The organism is Oleiagrimonas sp. MCCC 1A03011 (genome assembly GCF_003267965.1).
GTDB classification, from domain to species: Bacteria; Pseudomonadota; Gammaproteobacteria; order Xanthomonadales; family Rhodanobacteraceae; genus Oleiagrimonas; species Oleiagrimonas citrea.
The window spans coordinates 768,031-784,414 of record NZ_MSPY01000001.1 but is presented as its reverse complement, the minus strand read 5'-3'; the positions used below and the strand labels follow the sequence as shown (position 1 = coordinate 784,414).

13 protein-coding genes are annotated in these 16,384 nt (G+C 62.7%); 10 read left to right on the top strand and 3 right to left on the bottom strand.

The features are described from left to right. Positions 1–41 precede the first annotated feature (41 nt). From BTJ49_RS03555 to BTJ49_RS03535, 5 genes are all read left to right on the top strand, one after another. Positions 42–2,078, top strand: a complete 2,037-nt coding sequence (locus tag BTJ49_RS03555) for a peptidase domain-containing ABC transporter (protein WP_343125515.1) — start codon at positions 42–44, stop codon at positions 2,076–2,078. Between the two features lie 470 nt (positions 2,079–2,548). After that, complete coding sequence (locus BTJ49_RS03550) at positions 2,549–3,070, top strand: metalloprotease family protein (RefSeq protein ID WP_113063941.1); 522 nt, start codon at positions 2,549–2,551, stop codon at positions 3,068–3,070. Between the two features lie 798 nt (positions 3,071–3,868). Next, a complete protein-coding gene (locus tag BTJ49_RS03545) occupies positions 3,869–6,166 on the top strand; it encodes an NADP-dependent malic enzyme (RefSeq protein WP_113063940.1) in 2,298 nt (765 codons plus the stop codon). Between the two features lie 158 nt (positions 6,167–6,324). Continuing rightward, positions 6,325–9,030, top strand: a complete 2,706-nt coding sequence (gene aceE / locus BTJ49_RS03540; RefSeq protein WP_113063939.1) for a pyruvate dehydrogenase (acetyl-transferring), homodimeric type — start codon at positions 6,325–6,327, stop codon at positions 9,028–9,030. Positions 9,031–9,319: 289 nt separating this feature from the next. Continuing rightward, on the top strand, positions 9,320–9,640 hold the full coding sequence (locus BTJ49_RS03535) for a hypothetical protein (RefSeq protein ID WP_113063938.1): 321 nt from the start codon (positions 9,320–9,322) through the stop codon (positions 9,638–9,640). Positions 9,641–9,892: 252 nt separating this feature from the next. Here the strand turns inward: BTJ49_RS03535 and BTJ49_RS03530 are convergent, their stop codons facing one another. Further along, a complete protein-coding gene (locus tag BTJ49_RS03530; RefSeq protein WP_113063937.1) occupies positions 9,893–11,149 on the bottom strand; it encodes an MFS transporter in 1,257 nt (418 codons plus the stop codon). Positions 11,150–11,248: 99 nt separating this feature from the next. Here BTJ49_RS03530 and BTJ49_RS03525 point away from each other — a divergent pair, with 99 nt between their 5' ends. From BTJ49_RS03525 to BTJ49_RS03515, 3 genes are all read left to right on the top strand, one after another. Beyond that, on the top strand, positions 11,249–12,322 hold the full coding sequence (locus BTJ49_RS03525) for an NAD(P)-dependent alcohol dehydrogenase (protein WP_113063936.1): 1,074 nt from the start codon (positions 11,249–11,251) through the stop codon (positions 12,320–12,322). Between the two features lie 63 nt (positions 12,323–12,385). Then, positions 12,386–12,859 carry a DUF6491 family protein gene (locus BTJ49_RS03520; protein ID WP_146742254.1) on the top strand — a complete coding sequence of 158 codons (474 nt, stop codon included), beginning with the start codon at positions 12,386–12,388 and terminating at the stop codon, positions 12,857–12,859. A gap of 72 nt (positions 12,860–12,931) precedes the next feature. After that, positions 12,932–13,651, top strand: coding sequence for a hypothetical protein (locus tag BTJ49_RS03515; protein ID WP_113063934.1), 720 nt, complete (start codon positions 12,932–12,934; stop codon positions 13,649–13,651). Between the two features lie 66 nt (positions 13,652–13,717). Here BTJ49_RS03515 and BTJ49_RS03510 read toward each other — a convergent pair whose 3' ends face one another. After that, positions 13,718–14,539, bottom strand: a complete 822-nt coding sequence (locus BTJ49_RS03510; protein ID WP_113063933.1) for a ferritin-like domain-containing protein — start codon at positions 14,537–14,539, stop codon at positions 13,718–13,720. Positions 14,540–14,660: 121 nt separating this feature from the next. Beyond that, on the bottom strand, positions 14,661–15,077 hold the full coding sequence (locus BTJ49_RS03505) for a universal stress protein (protein ID WP_113063932.1): 417 nt from the start codon (positions 15,075–15,077) through the stop codon (positions 14,661–14,663). A gap of 174 nt (positions 15,078–15,251) precedes the next feature. On the opposite strand from BTJ49_RS03505, the gene BTJ49_RS03500 reads away from it, so the two are divergent. After that, complete coding sequence (locus BTJ49_RS03500) at positions 15,252–15,698, top strand: hypothetical protein (protein WP_113063931.1); 447 nt, start codon at positions 15,252–15,254, stop codon at positions 15,696–15,698. A gap of 161 nt (positions 15,699–15,859) precedes the next feature. Further along, positions 15,860–16,384: a hypothetical protein gene (locus tag BTJ49_RS03495; protein ID WP_113063930.1), complete on the top strand. Its 525-nt coding sequence runs from the start codon at positions 15,860–15,862 to the stop codon at positions 16,382–16,384.

Below are 16,384 nucleotides of genomic sequence, written 5' to 3'. Positions count from 1 at the left end.
CGCTGTCGAATATTCAGTTCGGCTGGGGGCGCCGCCTTCCCATGATCCTGCAGACCGAGGCCGCCGAATGCGGGTTGGCTTGCATCGCCATGATAGCCCGCTATCACGGCCACGATGTGGACCTTCCAGGCCTGCGACGACGATTTGCCACTTCGCTCAAAGGGGCAAACCTCGCACGCGTGATGATGGTATCGAGCGAGCTCGATTTCGTCACGCGCCCTTTGCGTCTGGAGCTGGATGAACTCGATCAGTTGAAGACGCCGTGCATCCTGCACTGGGATCTAAACCACTTCGTCGTGCTCAAACGGGCTACGACCCGGCATGTGTTCATTCATGATCCGGCACGCGGCGAACGCAAGATCGCGCTCAAGGAAGTCTCGGACCACTTCACCGGTGTCGCGTTGGAGTTGTCGCCAGCCGCCGATTTCAAGCCAGTCAAGGCGCGCCAGGGCATTTCCCTGCGCAAGCTGACTGGCTCGGTGCGCGGCCTAGTCCCTGCGTTAGTGCAGATCCTGCTGTTGGCATTGGCGCTAGAGGTATTTTCCCTGGTCGGTCCGTTCTATATGCAGTGGGTGCTGGATCAGGCGCTGGTCTCGGCTGATCGTGATCTGCTCACCCTGCTCGGGCTGGCTTTTCTGGGTGTGGTGGTCTTCCAGACCCTGATCACCGCCGCGCGCAGCTGGGCTGTGTCCTGGTTGGGGGCCACCCTCAACGTACAGTGGGTCAGCAACCTGTTCGGCCACTTGATGCGCCTGCCACTTGCATGGTTCGAGACCCGCCATATCGGTGACGTGATCTCGCGATTCGGTTCCATCCAGGCCATCCAGCGCACGCTGACCACACAATTCATCGGCTCCTTGCTGGATGGCCTGATGTCGGTCATCACCTTGGTGGTGCTCTGCCTATACAGCATGCCGCTGGCGCTTCTGGTGGTAGCGTCCTTCGTGATCTACGGTCTGCTGCGCTTGGCTTTTTATCGTCCGCTGTACCGCGCTAGCGAGGACCAGGTCGTCTACGCCGCGCGCCAGCAGAGTGAGCTGTTGGAATCCATCCGTGGTGTATTGCCGATCAAGCTGGCCAACAAGCAGCCTGAGCGCCGCACGCGCTATGCCAACGCCGCGGTAGAAACCATCAACCGCAACATTGGTATCCAGCGTCTGCACATCACCTTCAGCGCCTTCAACCAAGTTGTATTTGGCGTCGGCCGTGTGGCCATGATCTGGATCGCTGCCGTCATGGTGCTGGACGGAAAGTTCACCGTCGGCATGTTGGTGGCCTTCGTTGCCTATGCCGACCAGTTCCACACCCGCGCCGCGGGGCTGATCGACAAGCTGATCGAATTCCGCATGCTCAGGCTGCATGCCGAGCGCTTGGCCGACATCGCTCTGAGCGAGCCGGAACAACAACACGCAGGCACCTATCAAGGGCCCATGGACGAGGCCAGCATTGAAGTTCGCAACCTGAGCTTCCGCTACGCCGAAGGCGAGCCATGGATTATCAAGCATTGCTCCTTCCGCATCGAGGCAGGTGGGTCGGTCGCCATAGTCGGCCCTTCGGGATGCGGCAAGACCACCCTGGCCAAGTTGATCCTCGGCCTACTTGAGCCAGTCGAAGGCGAAGTCCTGTTTGGTGGCACGGACATCCGCAAGCTGGGTTCGAATACCTATCGCAACCTGATCGGTGCAGTGATGCAGGACGACCAGTTATTCGCCGGGTCCCTGGCGGAAAACATTGCATTCTTTGACCCTCAAGCCAGCAGCATAAAAGTCGAGGCTGCTGCCCGTCTGGCCGCGATACACGAGGAAATCGTCGCCATGCCGATGGGCTATCAGACCTTGGTTGGCGACATGGGCTCAAGCCTGTCTGGTGGTCAGAGGCAACGCGTGATCTTCGCCCGGGCTCTGTACCGTCGCCCGAAATTGCTGGTGCTAGATGAGGCGACCAGTCACTTGGATGTGGAGCGTGAACGGGAAGTAAGTTCTGCAGTAAGCCAGCTGAATCTTACACGGGTTGTCATTGCACACCGGTTGGAGTCGGTGGCCATTACGGATCGAATTCTTGCCCTGAGTCATGGGTAGGCCCAGTTTGTCGAGCTGCACAAGCAGTGATCGGCAAGGCCGAAGCCGGGGCGGCATGGATTCCCGGCTAATTAGTGGAGAAAATTATGTACGTGTTGAATGATGCTTGTGTCGAGTCTGTATCTGGCGGTGTTGTGAATGAGTTGTTCGGAGTAACCGGCATTGAAGAAGGTCTGGCTTTCGGAGCCGCGGCAGGCGCTGTTGGAGGCGCGGCAGTTGTTGGGTGGGAAATTGGAACCTGGATCAATGGGAAGTTGGAGGATCATGGGCTGTAATTAAAGGCTAGTCTCTTATATTTTTTGTCTTAAATTGATTGACAAAATTTGAGGGTAGTCGAAATCGACGCGGTGGTGTTGGATGCTTTCCTTCGCCACCGTGTTTGATGAGATAATTTTGGCGTTGCTCAAAACCATAACATTCAATCTAAATTATTCGTTAAAGTAAATGTCAGATGAGGCAGAGTTCCAATCATGCGGCAGTCGATGTCTAGAGGGAAATTTGCAAAATATAGCCAACTTTTGGGCTTGGTTTTGTCTGGCATATTCATATTGATTTATATGTCATTTCGAAGGGATGTGTTTAGCGATGTTGTTTTGTCATTTGATATTATCATGGGGTTCATTTTTATTCTTGCGGTAAGTATTTTCATCCATGAGTATATTCATTATGCCTCGTTTACGTTTAATGGCGGTGCTGATAAGGGTTTGGTGGATTACAGGTTTAGTCGAAAAGCATTGACTCCTTATGTTGTTTGCAGGGATAAAGTTAAAGCCTGTAGATATATGGTTTCCGCAATATTGCCATTTCTTTTGCTTGGAGTCCTGCTGTTCATTATAAGCATTGTTTATGGTTCTAGGTTTGTGTTTTGGTTGTCTGTATATCAAATTTATGGAAGCTCTGGCGATTTGTTATTATTTTTTATGTTGACAAAGTTTGATGCAAGCCGCTTTGTTGTACGTACAGTTGGTGAGGTTGGTTTTGAAACCTTGTGAATGTAGTGGCTGTTGGACGCCGTGAAGGTCTGTTGCGCCAAGACCTTCTGTCTGGACATGACCACCATTGTGATCATGGGTGACGTGACCGCGGACCAAGCGCGAAAGGTGTGGCACAAGGGGGCTTCGGGGGCTTCGGGGGCTTGGGGGCGTCCGGACCGAAGCCAGAAACGGCCTATCCGGCGGTGCCTATGAACACGCCGAGTCAGATACATACGCCAGATTCGTCTGCGGTACAGGATTCGGTGGCCCTGGCGCACAACGTCGCGTTGACCCAGTGCGCGATTGCACTTGCAACTGGCGTTGCTGCGTACACTGCGCACGAAATCCCGCCGTTGCCGGCTCCCGTGGCGGTCAGGCGTACTATGTCTATAAGCTTTGATCTCTGAGGCAGTTCCTGGCTTGGCCAGGGATTGCTGTTAAATTAACAACAAGCCCCCTCGAGATATCAGGGGGCTCGCTTAAGATCTAGGAGTGGAAGGTGCTCAGTAACTCAAAAACATATTCCGGTGTGGGTATTGCATTTCTTGGGTGTGCTATTCGTGGTTTCTTGCAATATTGGAATTGAATATATAAATACACCAAATTGGGTTGGGTGGTTTGTGCTGGTCGTAAGTTTATACTTGGCTTTCAAGGGGGTATCGTTTGTTTTGTTGCGTCGGGCGGGCAGGGCGAGCGGTGAAGGTAAGTAAGTATCTCCCATCGTGGCAAAGCATGGGTTGCCGTGCTGCGGGCTGGTGCTAGCATAGCTTTCCGCCCGTTCCGATCGGGCTCCTCGTCGCAGAAGTGTTGTCGTCCATGTCCAGCATCTCCAAGGAACTCGCGCAGGCTGCGCTCGAGTATCACCGCAAGCCCACCCCCGGCAAGATCAAGGTCACGCCGACCACGTCGCTGATCAACCAGCGCGATCTGGCGTTGGCCTATTCGCCCGGCGTGGCGGCGGCCTGCGAGGCCATCGTCGACGATCCGGGCGAGGCGGCCGAACTGACTGCGCGCGCCAATCTGGTGGCGGTGATCTCCAACGGCACCGCGGTGCTGGGCCTGGGCAACATCGGGCCGTTGGCCGGCAAACCGGTGATGGAAGGCAAGGGCGTGCTGTTCCAGAAGTTCGCCGGCATCGACGTGTTCGACATCGAGCTGGACGAGACCGACCCGGACAAGCTGGTCGACATCATCGCCTCGATGGAGCCCACCTTCGGCGGCATCAATCTGGAGGACATCAAGGCGCCCGAGTGCTTCATCGTCGAGAAGAAGCTGCGCGAGCGCATGAACATCCCGGTGTTCCACGACGACCAGCACGGCACGGCGATCATCGTCGGCGCGGCGGTCATCAATGCGCTGCACGTGACCGGCAAGAAGATCGAGGACGTGAAACTGGCCACGGCTGGCGCCGGCGCGGCCGGCATCGCCTGCCTGGACATGCTGGTGTCGCTGGGCTTGAAGCCGGAGAACATCCTGGCGGTCGATCGCGACGGCGTGCTGTACACCGGTCGCGAGAACATGGACCCGGACAAGCAGCGTTATGCCCGCGACACCGACAAGCGTTCGCTGGGCGAGATCATCGAGGGCATGGATATCTTCCTGGGCCTGTCCGCCGGCGGCGTGCTGAAGCCAGAGATGGTCCAGAGCATGGCCGACAAGCCGATCATCCTGGCGCTGGCCAATCCGTATCCGGAAATTCTGCCCGAAGAGGCGAAGAAGGTCCGTCCCGACTGCATCATCGCGACCGGCCGCTCGGACTATCCGAACCAGGTCAACAACGCGTTGTGCTTCCCGTACATCTTCCGCGGCGCGCTGGATGTCGGCGCCACAGTCATCAACGAAGCCATGAAGGTGGCCTGCGTGCACGCCATCGCCGAGTTGGCACGTCGCGAGGCGTCGGACGTCTCGGCGCGTGCCTACGGCGGCCAGGTACCGCATTTCGGTCCGGACTACCTGATTCCGCAGCCGTTCGATCCGCGCCTGCTGGTGCAACTGCCGCCGGCAGTGGCCAAGGCCGCCATGGAGTCCGGTGTGGCCGCGCGGCCGATCGAGGACATGGAGGCCTACTGCGACAAGCTGTCGAACGTGGTCTTCCGCACCGGCCTGACCATGAAGCCGGTGTTCGACCGCGCCAAGGCCGACCTCAAGCGCGTGGCTTTCGCCGAGGGCGAGGAAGACACCATTCTGCGCGCGGCGCAGACCATCGTCGACGAAGGGCTGGCACGGCCGATCCTGATCGGCCGCCCGGACGTCATCGAACAGCGCATCGAGCGCGCCGGCCTGCGCCTGAAGGTCGATCGCGACTTCGAGCTGTGCAACATCCACTCCGATCCGCGTTTCGACGACTACTGGCAGCATTACCATCTCCTGATGGAGCGTCGTGGCGTGACGCCGGCCCACGCCAAGGCCGTGGTGCGTTCGCGCGGCATTGCCATCGCGTCCCTGATGGTCGAGCGCGGCGACGCCGACGCCATGATCGGCGGTCTGGTCGGGCACTTCCACCGCAAGCTGCGCTATATCACCGACATCATCGGTCTGGACGAGGGCGCACAGGGCGCCTCGGCGATGTCGGCAGTGTCCACCGACAAGGGCGTGTTCTTCTTCCTGGACACCTATGTCGAGGAAGATCCGAGCGCCGAGCAGATTGCCGAATCCACGCTGATGGCGGCGATGCGTCTGAAAATGTTCGGCATCACGCCGCGCATCGCGCTGCTGTCGCATTCCAACTTCGGCAGCCGCGAGACCGCCAACACCTGCAAGATGCGTCGTGCGCTGGAACTGATCCGTTCGCGCGCGCCGCGACTGGAGGTCGAGGGCGAGATGCAGGCCGATGTGGCGCTGGACCCGGAGATCCGCACGCGCCTGTTCCCCAATTCCAACCTCACGGACAAGGCCAACATGTTCGTGTTCCCCAACCTGGATGCGGCCAACATCGCCTACAACATGACCCGGCACATGTCCGACGGCGTGACCATCGGTCCGATTCTGATGGGCGTGGCCAAACCCGCGCACCTGCTGACACCGCAGGCGACGGTGCGGCGCGTGGTCAACATGACGGCGATCGCCTGCGTCGAGGCGCAGATTCGCGCCGAAATGGCCCGCGGAGAGGGCTGAAACAGCGGCGAACGTCGTTTAAACGGCCGTGACATTGGCGCATTTCGCCGTGAGCGGTAAACTTGATGGACTCGCCGCGCGATTCATGCGCGCGGCCTTCCCCCTGTTCGACATGAGCGGGCGCCCGATCCCCACGGACGCGCCGCGGAGGAAAACCGATGGATCAACTGCAGGACATCCTCGACCAGGATCTCGACCCCACCGAGACCCGGGAATGGATCGATTCGCTCAGCGCGGTCATCAATGCCGACGGCCCGGAACGCGCGCACTTCCTGCTCGACCGCATGGTCGACGCCACGCGCCGCGCCGGCGGGTACCTGCCGTTCGACCCGACCACCGAATACGTCAACACCATTCCGCCGCACATGGAGGCCAAGAGCCCCGGTGACGCGGCGCTGGAATGGCGCATCCGCTCGCTGATTCGCTGGAACGCGATGGCGATGGTGGTGCGTGCCAACCGCAAACCGGGCAGCCTGGGTGGCCACATCGCCAGCTTCGCCTCCTCGGCGACACTGTACGACGTCGGCTTCAACCACTTCTGGCGCGCGCCCAGCGAAGACCATCCGGGCGATCTGATCTTCTACCAGGGCCATTCCAGCCCGGGCATCTACGCGCGCTCGTTCCTGGAAGGGCGCTTCAGCGCCGAGCAGATGGACCTGTTCCGCATGGAAGTGGCCGGCAAGGGCAAGGGGTTGTCCTCGTATCCGCATCCGTGGCTGATGCCGGACTACTGGCAGGTGCCGACGGTGTCGATGGGTCTCGGCCCGATCCAGGCCATCTACCAGGCGCAGTTCTGGAAGTACCTGGAGCACCGTGGCCTGATGCCGAAGACCGATCGCAAGATCTGGTGCTTCATGGGCGACGGCGAGTGCGACGAGCCGGAGTCCCTGGGCGCGATCGCGCTGGCCGGCCGCGAGAAGCTGGACAACCTGGTCTTCGTCATCAACTGCAACCTGCAGCGCCTGGACGGCCCGGTGCGCGGCAACGGCAAGATCATCCAGGAGCTGGAAGGCGGCTTCCGCGGTTCCGGCTGGAACGTGCTGAAGCTGGTCTGGGGCAGCTACTGGGATCCGCTCCTGGCGCGCGACGACAAGGGTGTGCTGCGCAAGCTGATGATGGAAACGCTGGACGGCGAGTACCAGGCCTGCAAGGCCTTCGGCGGCGCCTACACGCGCGAGCATTTCTTCGGCAAGTACCCCGAGACCAAGGCCATGGTCGCCAACCTGTCCGACGAGGACGTGTGGCGCCTGAACCGCGGCGGCCACGACCCGCACAAGGTGTATGCGGCCTATCATGCCGCCTCCAACACCGAGGGCATGCCGACCGTGATCCTGGCCAAGACGGTCAAGGGCTACGGCATGGGTGAGGCCGGCGAGTCGCAGAACCCGACCCATCAGCAGAAGAAGCTGGACGCCGACGCGGTGCGCCATTTCCGCGACCGCTTCAATATTCCGGTGCCGGACGATCAGCTGGACGACGTGCCGTACTACCACCCGGGCGAGGACTCGGAGGAAGTGCAGTACATGCGCGAGCGCCGCAAAGCGCTGGGCGGCGCGCTGCCGCAGCGTCGCAGCAAGTCCAGCAAGACCTTCAAGGCGCCGGACCTGGACTTCTACAAGCAGATCACCAAGGGCAGCGGCGATCGCGAGATCTCCACCACCATGTCGCTGGTGCGCGGCATGAACCTGCTGCTGCGCGACAAGGAGATCGGCCCCCGCGTGGTGCCCATCGTCTCCGACGAGGCGCGTACCTTCGGCATGGAAGGCATGTTCCGGCAAATCGGCATCTATGCGCCGTTCGGCCAGAAGTACCGCCCGCAGGACGCCGATCAGCTGCTGTACTACCGCGAGGACATCAAGGGCCAAGTGCTGCAGGAAGGCATCTCCGAGGCCGGTGGCATGAGCGCCTGGATGGCGGCGGCGACGAGCTATTCGACCAGCGATCAGCCGATGCTGCCGTTCTTCATCTACTACTCGATGTTCGGCTTCCAGCGCATCGGCGATCTGGCCTGGGCGGCGGGCGACATGCGTTCGCGCGGCTTCCTGATTGGCGGTACCGCCGGCCGCACCACGCTGAACGGGGAGGGCCTGCAGCACGAGGACGGTCATTCGCACCTGCTGGCCGGGGCCATTCCCAACTGCAAGGCGTACGATCCGACCTTCTCCTACGAGGTGGCGATCATCCTGCAGGACGGCGTGCGTCGCATGCTGGCCGAGCAGGTGGACGAGTACTACTACCTCACGGTCATGAACGAGAACTACACCCATCCGGACATGCCCGAGGGCTGCGAGGAAGGCGTCCTCAAGGGCATGTACCTGCTGCAGGAGGCCGACAAGCCCAAGGGCAAGTCCAAGAGCGTGCCGCGCGTGCAGCTGCTGGGGTCGGGCACCATCCTGCGCGAGGCCATGGCGGCGGCTGAACTGCTGAAGGACGACTTCGGCGTCGAGGCCGACATCTGGTCGTGCACCAGCTTCAGCGAGCTGCGTCGCGACGGTTTCGATGCCGAGCGCTGGAACCGCCTGCACCCGGAAGCCAAGAAGCCGCGCGAGGCCCATGTCACGCAGTGCCTGAAGGATCGTGCCGGTCCGGTCATCGCGGCCACCGACTACGTCCGCGAGTACGCCGACCAGATCCGCGCCTTCATGCCGGACGGCAAGCACTACACCGTGCTCGGCACCGATGGCTACGGTCGCAGCGACACCCGCGAGCACCTGCGCAGCTTCTTCGAGGTCGACCGCTACTGGATCGCCCACGCGGCCCTGGCCGCGCTGGCGCGCGAGGGCGCGGTCAATGCCAAGGACGTGGCGCGGGCCATCAAGCAGTACAAGCTCGATGCCGACAAGCCGAATCCGCTGTCGGTGTAACGGTTCCGAAAAAAGTAAAACCTATGCTGACCCGGCAAGCCTTCGGCGAGCCGGGTCTTTTTTTGCGCGAAGGACGTGGTGTCGGACTTCGCCTACACGCGAAGGCGCGATCATCCGGCAGACGCCGCGCCGCCAAATCGCGACACTGGTTCCGTTCCGGCGCTTTTTGGCTTGGATGAGCTGACCGTAGGTCCACCCACAGGATGTTGGGAAGTGTCGGAACAAGGCAAACCGGCGAGCCGGCGGCACGGACGCCCGCCGGCCCACCCATGCTCGGACGGTGGATGGCATGACCCAGCGAATCGTCTACAAGATCATTTGCCAGGACGGCGTCTGGTCCGTGTCGCAGGGCGACGAGTTCGTCGGGGCGTTCATGCTCTGCGAGAGTGCGGTGAAGTTCGCCGGCCTGGTCGCGCAGCGCAACTACGAATCCGACGGCCGACCCGCAGCGGTATGCCTGGATGACGGCGAGCAAACCGTCGACATCATTCTTCACGGGGAACGGGACCCGGCCGCGCAAGCATTGGCTTGGCTGCGTCGTGTCAGTGCCTTGCGCAAGGGACGCGAGAGCGGCGCCCGCAACGATATGCACCTGTCGCGCAGCGCCTGAGCGTTCGCGCATTCGAATTCCCGTACACGCAGGTATCTTGCCTTCCCTGCAATCCGCTTGGGTGCAGCGGCGGCCTCGTCATGGCCATCGTCACTTATCGTGCATAAGGGACATAATCTGGTCATACGGGCGCGCGGAAGAGCGGTATTCGACTCGCTCAGCCGGGCGTCCGCGTCACCAGCCGTCGGTTTCAGCGTCCTGCGGGCGCTTCCGGCCATGCACCGCGCATGCGTGCGATGTACAGGCGAGGCGTCAGGGCGATGCGGGAGGCTGTTCTTCCGCAGGATTCTCCAGGGTCTGGCGTCGACGCAGCACCGGGAACATCCACATCCACAGACCGACCACGACCAGCGTGCCCAGGCCGCCCACCAGCGCCGAGCCGACCGCGCCGACCCACGCCGCGATCATGCCCGACTCGAATTCGCCGAGCTGGTTGGAGGTGTTGATGAAGATCGAGTTGACGGCGCTGACACGGCCGCGCATTTCATCCGGAGTGTCCAGCTGTACCAGTGCGCCGCGGATGACCATGCTGACCATGTCGAACGCGCCCAGAGCGGCCAGCGCCAGCAGTGACAGCCACAGCACGTGCGAGAGCGCGAACACCACGGTGGCCACGCCGAAGCCGGCCACCGAGGCGAACATGATCATGCCCACGCGGCGTTGCATCGTGCGCCGCGCCAGCCACACCGACATGAGCAGCGCGCCGACCGCCGGCGCGGCGCGCAGCAGGCCCAGTCCCCAAGGGCCGGTGTGCAGAATGTCGCGGGCGAAGATCGGCAGCAGCGCCGTCGCACCGCCCAGCAGCACGGCGAACAGGTCGAGCGAGATCACACCCAGAATCGCCGGTCGCGCGCGGATGAAGCTGACGCCCGCAAACACGGTCTTCAGCGTCGCCGGCTCGCGGCGCGGCGGGCGGTGGTCGTAGCGCAGGCGCGCCAGCAGCGCGATCGAGACCAGGTACAGCATCGCGGCCGTGGCGTACACAGCATCCGGGCCGGCGACGTAGAGAAAGCCACCCGCGGCCGGACCGGCGATCATCGCCACCTGCATCGCCGAAGCGTTCATCGCCATCGCGCGTGGCAGCACGGAGGCGGGCACGAGTCCGGGCACCATGGCCTGTCGGGTCGGAAATTCCACCGCGCGCGCCAGGCCGATGACGAACAGCAGCGTCAGAATGCCGGTTTCGCTCAGCCAGCCTTGCCAGCTGCCCAGCGCCAGCGCGGCGATGGCGATCCATTCCAGTGCCTGGCAGGTCACCACGATCCGACGACGATTGAACTGGTCGGCGATGTGTCCGGCCGGCAGCGCCAGCAGCAGTGAGGGCACGAACTGCACCAGGCCGACCAGGCCCAGGTCGAAAGCGTTGCCGGTCAGCGCATAGATCTGCCAGCCAACGGCGACCGACAGCATCTGGAAGCCGAAGCCGGAGGCCATGCGTGCGATCCAGAAATGCACGAATGCGGGGTAGGCGCGAAGCGGCGCGGCGTTCGCGGGGGCGTCATGGGCCATGCGTTGAGGCTTTGTACAGGGAAGAAGAGGTGCGCCGTGTTAGGCTGCACCGCTCAGTATATTAATTCAAATGTCGTTTCGACATACAGGAGCCGAGCCATGCTGAAGACCCCCGCCTGGGCCGCCCCGTCTGCCACCGAACCGCTGGCCCCGTTCGCCATCGAGCGCCGCGAGCCGGGACCGCATGAAGTACTCATCGACATCCGCTACTGCGGCGTGTGCCATTCCGATATCCATCAGGCGCGCGACGACTGGGGCGGCAGCATCTTCCCGATGGTGCCTGGCCACGAGATCGTCGGTACCGTGGTCAAGGTCGGCAACCAGGTCGAGCGTTGGAAAGAGGGTGATACCGTCGGTGTCGGCTGTTTCGTCGATTCCTGCCGTCATTGCGAGGCCTGCCTGGACGGCGAGGAACAGTTCTGCAGCGAAGGCATGAGCGTGACCTACAACGGTTACGAGCGCACCGACGGCAAGCTGGACAAGAGCCGGCCGACCTGGGGCGGCTACTCCACCCGCATCACGGTCGACGAGAACTATGTGCTGCGCGTGCCCGAGGGCATTCCGCTGGATCGCGCCGCGCCGCTGCTGTGCGCGGGTATCACCACCTATTCGCCGCTGCGCCGCTACGACGTCGGCAAGGACGACAAGGTCGCCGTGGTCGGCCTGGGCGGTCTGGGCCACATGGGCGTGAAGCTGGCCAAGGCCATGGGCGCGCACGTCACCGTGCTCAGCCATTCGCCGGGCAAGCGCGACAGCGCGCTGGCGCTGGGGGCGGACGATTTCCTGTCCACGCGCGACGAGGACGTCTTCGCGCAGCATGCCGGCCGTTTCGATTTCATCCTCGACACGGTTTCCGCTGCACACGACTACAACGCCTATCTGGGCCTGCTGCGCCGCGACGGCACCATGGTCCTGGTCGGTCTGCCGGAACCGCAGGCGCTGAGCGCCGGTTCGCTGATCCGGGGTCGCAAGCGTCTGACCGGTTCGCTGATCGGCGGCATCCGCGAAACACAGGAAATGCTGGACTTCTGCGCCGAGTACGGCGTGGCGGCGGATGTCGAGGTGATCGGCATCGAGCAGATCAACGAGGCCTACGAGCGCATGCTGCGCGGCGACGTCCGCTACCGTTTCGTGATCGACAACGACAGTCTGCGCAAGCCGGAAGCTGCCTGAACTCGCTCGGCGGGCGGTGGTCTGGTTCAATACAACGCAAGCTCCTGACTGGAGGATCGTGTGATGAAAGCGCGTACGTGGGTTCTGGCATCGATGCTGATTCCTCTGGCGGCTTGTGCAAGTGTGCCGTCCTCGCAGGACCGGGCCGCGCGCGCGGCCCGGTTCGAGGCCGCGGCCGGCCAGCCGGTCAATCACATCCAGCTCAATTCCATCCGCGGGTTCTATGCCTGGGATCCGATCAACGATCATCAGGTGGTGGCCTACGTGACACCCCGGCGGGTCTATCTGATGGACCTGCCGTCGTGTCCGGGGCTTGAATACACGCCGGCGATCTCGATCACTTCGCACATGGAGCAGGTCAGCGCGACCTTCGACTCGATCATCCCGTCGAACACGGGGGTTCCCTGCCAGATCCGCCGCATCCGTCCGTTGGACAGGGACATGATCAAGGATGCGCAGAAGCACCGGGGCGATGTCGAGGTGATGGCCAAGCCCGCGCCGGACATGCACAAGACCACGAACGGCAGCGGCAGCTGAAGGCGCCTGCGGTAGCCGATACACTGGCCGGTGACTGACGGCGAGGCCGTCGATGCATTCGGAGCGTGTTCGATGATGTACAGGACTGCCCGCCGCGCTGCGGCGCTCGTGGTGATGCTGGCGGCGCTCGGCGCCTGCTCGAAGGGGCCGACCCCGGAACAGCAGGCGGCAGCGCGCAAGGCGGCGACCGAAGCGCGTGCGCAGGATGCGCTGACGACCTATCAGAAGATGGTGGACATGAAGAGCTACAGCCTGGCGGTGCCGCTGGGCGAGGAAATCGTGTCCAAGTATCCCGACACCAAGGCTGCGGCCGAGGTGAAGCCGCAGCTCGACGACTTGCGCGCCAAGGCCAAGGCCAAGGCGACCAAGGAGCGGCTGCAGCGCCTGTGGGTGTACCAAGTCGCGCCGATGGCGGGCGGCACGCAGAGCACAGCGGCGATTGGTGTCAGTCGTCCGGCGGCGCTCGATCTGCGCCTGATCCTGCGTCGGCACAGTGATTGGGGCTTGAGCGTGTTTCTCTATGCCGACGGTAGCCAGGGATTCGTCTGCAAGGGCAACTGCACTGTCCCGGTGAAGTTCGACGACACCACGGTCAAGCTCAAGGCCTATGTGCCGCAGGGCGGTCGCCCTGCCTTGATGTTCCGGGACGAGAAGGGCTTCATCGCACGCCTGGAAAAGGCGTCCGTCATTCACATGAAGGTGCGCATGAAGGGCAGCGGCGAGCGCGACCTCGAATTCGAGGTCGGTGGCTTCGATGCATCCAAATGGAAGCCGTTGCCCAAGAAGAAGTGAGGCAGGTGCCGCTTCGCGTCGCAGGGCGCGAAGCGGCCATCGCGGTGCGCATGATGCGTGTCGGCTTCAGCGCAGCACGAAGCGCTCGGTCAATTTGGTCAGTGGAGTCTGCAGGCCGGCGCTGAGGCGCGGCGGAAGATTCAGCGGTTTGAGCAGCATCTTCACCGTCATCTCCGCAGGCAGATGCTTGCGGATCCGCCCGTAGATGCGGCTGCTGGCCTGCTTGAAGGCCTCGGGGTCTTCGTTCAGCTCCGGGCGGCGGTAGGCGAACACGTGGCGCAGTGCGATGTCGCCGTCCTCGTTGCGGATTTCCATCAGACGGCGGAACACCGCGCGCAGCACGCGCCAACGTCCGTTGCGCTCGCGTTTCTCGTAGGCCCGGAAGTACTTGTAGAAGTGGCTGTAGTGGCGTACTTCGTCGCTCTTGATGTACTCGGTCAGCTGCTTGAGCACCGGTTCCTCGGTCTGCGTGTGGATCGCGCGATAGAGGCTGGCGGTGCCGGTCTCGACCACGCAGCGGGCGGCCAGCTCCAGGCCGCGGCGTGGTTCCAGTTCTTCGCTGGTGCACACCGCGCCGTATTCGGCGAAGAAGTCGGCGAAGGCGCTGTCCCAGTCGAAGTCCGGCCAGGCGTGGCGGACGTAGGTGGCCAGGGCGCGGCCGTGCTGCAGCTCTTCGTGTTCCCAGTGGTCGTCGAGCCAGGTTCGGACCGCCTCATCGTCCCGGTAGTGCTCGACCAGGTTACGGGTGTAGAGATCCGAGCCGCTTTCGATGAACGAGGACGCGCAGATCAGGCAGATAAGGTCTTCGTCCGCGCGAGCCTTCTCGGCGTCGAAGCGTGTGAAGTCGATGTCCTCGAGTTTCCAGGGCAGCGCTCTGGCATCTTGCATCGGGCAGGTCTCCTTGCGTGCACGACGCGTGCTCGGTTCGTCACCGGGCCGCGTGTGACGTTCTTATGACAACTAGCATAGTCAAGCCGCCCCGAAAAACACCAGCGGTGCGGGTCGGCAGTCAGCGCACCACCGTGACTGGCACGCGTGCGCGCGACAGGATGTCGTCGGAGACCGAGCCGATCAGCCAGCGGGCGAGCACGCCTCGGCCGCTGTGGCCGACCACGATGTGATCGATGCCGTGCGCAGCGACCTGCGCCAGCAGCACATCGCCCGGACTGCCGTAGACGACCTCCGTATCCATGCGACTGCCCAGATCGGATGCGCTGTTTTTCAGCGCGTTCAGCATGTCTCGGGCCTGGCGCGCGCCCTCGTCGGTCATCATGGCCGCGCAGGAATCGGCCCCGGCTTCGGTCACCTGCAGCGCGGAGACGACGCGGATGCGGCCGCCGTCATGCCGGGATTGATCTGCGGCGAATGCGAAGGCGCGGTCCGCGGATGCTGAACCGTCGTATCCCACCAGGTAGTGCTTGCTCATGACGCCTCCAATACTTGTCATGACAGGTAGTATGCGCCCGGTCGCGTCCAAACGCACCCGACGCCGCGTTCGAAATACTTCCTGAACAAGATCATACGGACTTTTGCCGCGATTCATCGACGCCCGACAAGACTGGTTGCCGTTCCACGTTGAACCCACGCAAGGAGGTAATCAATGACCATTCGACGCTCGATGCTCATGGGTGCGGTGCTGGTTGGTTGCGCGGCGATGGCCGTGCCGGCGATGGCCGCGAAGCCGACGCTGGACTGCAAGCTCACGTATTCGATGACGGGCTGGTCCGCCATCTACAAGCATGCCGAAGGGACCGGAATGGTCACCTGCGCCGACGGCACCAGCATGCCCGTGAAGATCACTGTGAAGGGCGCAGGACTGACGGCCGGTAAGTGGCACATCGACGATGGCAAGGGTCGGTTTTCCGATGTGCACACGATCGCCGACGTGCTCGGTCGCTACGCCCAGGCCCAGGCGCATGCCGGCGTAGTCAAGTCCAGCTCGGCGCAGGTGCTGACCAAGGGCACCGTGTCGCTGGCGCTGGCCGGGACCGGCGAGGGCGTCGATCTGGGCATCGACGTGGGCGCTTTCACGATCTCGCGCCGCTGATCCGGTGCGCCGGCGATGCGGGCCTCCGGGCCGTGTGGCCGGATGACGCGACTCGGGCCGGCAAGCCTTCCGGGCTTGCCGGCCTTTTTCGTGGCAGGCGGTGACGCATGGCACAAGCAGTTAGACTGAAAGACTGTTTCGAAGACTCTGCAAGCGTCCCCATGAGTGAACGTCACCTGTTTCTTCTGCGTATCGTCGTCTGGTTGGTGCTGCTGCTGACCGCCTGGGGTGTGCTGCAGTACGCCATGCATGCGTGGCGGTTGATGCACTTGATCGGCGATGCAGCGGCCGCGCAATCCTCGCGGATGGGCTGGATGCTGGCCTGGGATGCCGTGTATGTGCTGGTGGCGGGACTCGCGCTCAGCGCATCGGCTGGCGTACTGCTGTGGCGAAGCTGGGCGCGTCCGTTGCTGCGCTGGCTGGCGTTCGCGCTGGCGGCCTATTCACTGGCCAGCGGCGTACTGTTGTTCGCGCAGTGGCAGAGCTTCCAGCATTCGAGCGTCGATCTGCTGGCGCAGGCGCAGTATCCGGAGCTGACACGCGCGCTGATCGCCAAGGTCAATCGCACCACGTTGATCAGTCTGGCGTTGAAGGCCATTGCGGTTCCCGTACTGGCCTGGCTGGGTTGGCATCTGGGCACGGTTGCAGTGGTGCAGCGTTTCACGGCTGTGGCAAAACGCGGCTGA

Bases quoted from the DNA above. Each gene is read 5' to 3' on its own strand.
- BTJ49_RS03555 (WP_343125515.1), top strand. From the start codon at position 42: ATGATCCTGCAGACCGAGGCCGCCGAATGCGGGTTGGCTTGCATCGCC.
- BTJ49_RS03550 (WP_113063941.1), top strand. From the start codon at position 2,549: ATGCGGCAGTCGATGTCTAGAGGGAAATTTGCAAAATATAGCCAACTT.
- BTJ49_RS03545 (WP_113063940.1), top strand. From the start codon at position 3,869: ATGTCCAGCATCTCCAAGGAACTCGCGCAGGCTGCGCTCGAGTATCAC.
- aceE (WP_113063939.1), top strand. From the start codon at position 6,325: ATGGATCAACTGCAGGACATCCTCGACCAGGATCTCGACCCCACCGAG.
- BTJ49_RS03535 (WP_113063938.1), top strand. From the start codon at position 9,320: ATGACCCAGCGAATCGTCTACAAGATCATTTGCCAGGACGGCGTCTGG.
- BTJ49_RS03530 (WP_113063937.1), bottom strand. From the start codon at position 11,149: ATGGCCCATGACGCCCCCGCGAACGCCGCGCCGCTTCGCGCCTACCCC.
- BTJ49_RS03525 (WP_113063936.1), top strand. From the start codon at position 11,249: ATGCTGAAGACCCCCGCCTGGGCCGCCCCGTCTGCCACCGAACCGCTG.
- BTJ49_RS03520 (WP_146742254.1), top strand. From the start codon at position 12,386: ATGAAAGCGCGTACGTGGGTTCTGGCATCGATGCTGATTCCTCTGGCG.
- BTJ49_RS03515 (WP_113063934.1), top strand. From the start codon at position 12,932: ATGATGTACAGGACTGCCCGCCGCGCTGCGGCGCTCGTGGTGATGCTG.
- BTJ49_RS03510 (WP_113063933.1), bottom strand. From the start codon at position 14,539: ATGCAAGATGCCAGAGCGCTGCCCTGGAAACTCGAGGACATCGACTTC.
- BTJ49_RS03505 (WP_113063932.1), bottom strand. From the start codon at position 15,077: ATGAGCAAGCACTACCTGGTGGGATACGACGGTTCAGCATCCGCGGAC.
- BTJ49_RS03500 (WP_113063931.1), top strand. From the start codon at position 15,252: ATGACCATTCGACGCTCGATGCTCATGGGTGCGGTGCTGGTTGGTTGC.
- BTJ49_RS03495 (WP_113063930.1), top strand. From the start codon at position 15,860: ATGAGTGAACGTCACCTGTTTCTTCTGCGTATCGTCGTCTGGTTGGTG.